A 1,647-nucleotide genomic window follows, 5' to 3' on the forward strand; every position below is an offset into this window, starting at 1 on the left:
TGTACGACACCGAGATGCCCGTGTAGCTGACCGAGATCCCGGTCACCGATGTCGACGTGCCTTTGACGGAAACATTCTTGTCCTGGCCAACCGACGTCGAGCTGTTGCGCTCGACGGTTTGCTGCATGTCGCGCTCGGCGTGGATCATCACGCGCTCGGCGCCATGCTGATCGTCGAACGTGATCTGGCTCGCGTTCTGGGGCTGACCCGCCTGCTTGACCGAACGCGACACCAACCCCGTATAGCGGACGTCCTTTGGCAAGTCGTAGGGCGTCGGGTTCTCGCCGTTGTAGACGATCCCCGTCACCAGCGGCCGGTCGAGATCGCCGTCCACATAGGTCACCAGCACCTCCTGCCCGACCCGCGGCATCGCGAGCACGCCCCAACCCTTGCCCGCCCACGCCTGCGACACTCGAATCCAGCACGACGCGTCCGCTTCCACGGTCTTGTAGCGGTCCCAGTGGAAATGCACCTTGATCCGCCCAAGCCGGTCGGTGTACACCTCCGACACCTGCGGCCCCACCACCGTCGCGCTCTGGATACCCGGCACCTCCGGCCGCTTCGTCGCGAGCAGCGGCCGGTATGGCTGGTCATCGGCCAGCGCACGGAACTTCACCCCGACGTTGCGCCCTTGCGACGTGCTGTCCGGACCGTCCTGGACGAACATCAGCTCGCTGCCGATCACGTAATAGCGCCGATTGCGCGTGACCGCCGGGTAGCCCACCAGCGTGAACGCCTGCCCCGTCGCGAGGCCGCGCGCGTTCGCCTCGCCGACCAGCACATGTGCATCGGCCTGGAACGCCTCCAGCCTCAACCGCGCAAGACGCTCTCCGTTCTGCTCGTCCTGATAGCCCGCCGCATAGTCGTAGTACTCCAGCTGCACGCCCGACAGCGCCGGCTCCGGCGGCGTCTGCGCGTCGCTGTCCAGACGGTTCGACGGCACCAGGTAGTTGAAGTCCCGCAGCGCGACGTTGTTCGAGCGCACCCGGCGCGTCCGCTGCAGTCGCTGTATCCCCTCCCGCCCCTGGATCGCCCGTGCCTCCTCGCCGTCCGGCAAGTACTGAAGCTGTCCGTACGGAAACGGTAGATCGTCGAAGCGCTGCGTGTCGGACAGCACCACCACGTGCCGGTCCGTCTCGTGCTCGACCCAGAAGTAGATCCCTTCGTCTTCGAGCAAGCGCTTGACGAAGTTCAGGTCGCTCTCCTGGAACTGCACGCAGTATTCGCGCGACTCATACGCGCCTTCCAGCTCGAAGCGGTAATCGGTGCGCTGATGCCCCTGAAAGACCTGTTCGACGATCTGCGGCACCGTCAGGTTCTGGAAAATCCGGCTGTTCTGGTTTTCTTCCAGAAATGACAGCCAGCTTCCCAGGTCCAGCGTGTACGTGTACTGCCCGCTCAGTTGCCCGGTGTCGTAACCGCCGAACACATAGGTGCCGAACGTCCGCACCGCCCCGTTGCCCAGGTCGATGTCGGCCGATAGCGGCGTGCCCAACAGCTCGTCCAGGTTCAGCTCCGGATCGCGACTCAGCACGTCGAGACGATACGACGGCTCCTGCGAGAGGTTTTCGTGAACCGTCAACGCGAGCGCGACGCTACCCGGGTCCAGCACGTCGCTGCGCAATTCGATCAGACGCATGCAGGTTC

General features: G+C 64.7%; 1 protein-coding gene. It reads right to left on the reverse strand.

Annotated features, from left to right (window positions below; translation table 11 throughout):
* A partial coding sequence (locus HWX00_RS36525; RefSeq protein WP_175029422.1) for a type VI secretion system Vgr family protein occupies window positions 1–1,639 on the reverse strand: 1,639 nt, incomplete at its 3' end.
* Between the last annotated feature and the right edge of the window lie 8 nt (window positions 1,640–1,647).

The sequence above is a fragment of the Burkholderia seminalis DSM 23518 genome (assembly GCF_902832885.1).
Lineage (GTDB): Bacteria > Pseudomonadota > Gammaproteobacteria > Burkholderiales > Burkholderiaceae > Burkholderia > Burkholderia seminalis.